This window comes from Saccharothrix sp. ST-888 (genome assembly GCF_000955975.1).
GTDB lineage: Bacteria > Actinomycetota > Actinomycetes > Streptomycetales > Streptomycetaceae > Kitasatospora.
This window is the reverse complement of the sequence record NZ_JYJF01000526.1, coordinates 1-366: the sequence shown is the minus strand read 5'-3', so window position 1 is coordinate 366 and position 366 is coordinate 1. Positions and strand designations below refer to the sequence as shown.

The 366-nt window shown below is 76.8% G+C and carries 1 pseudogene; it reads right to left on the bottom strand.

What is annotated here, in order from left to right:
- A pseudogene (locus tag UK12_RS43940) lies at nucleotides 1-366 on the bottom strand (hypothetical protein); the annotation flags it as partial.

The following is a 366-nucleotide window of genomic DNA, read 5'->3' as shown; positions in this document are numbered from 1 at the left end:
ACTCGACCAGCTCGAAGACGCTGGAGTGGCCGACGTGCTGCGCGAGGTACGTCCCGCCGGGCCGCAGGACCCGGGCGATCTCCTCCCACCAGACGGTCAGCGGGTGGCGGCGGGTCACCAGGTCGAACGCCTCGTCGGAGAAAGGCAGCGGCGGCTCGTCCGGGTGCGGGGCAACGCCGACCCCGAGGGGGCGCAACGGGTGCTCCGTCGCGCATACTAGCCGTTTCCGGCTCGGGGCGCGCAGGCCGCCGTGACCTGCCGGCCGGCGCGCCCCGGCCATCGCCGCATCGGCGGCCCGCAGGGCGCCGACCGCGGGGTCCAGCCCCCGGGCGGACAGGATCCGGCCGGTGACGGTGGTGGCGGGGT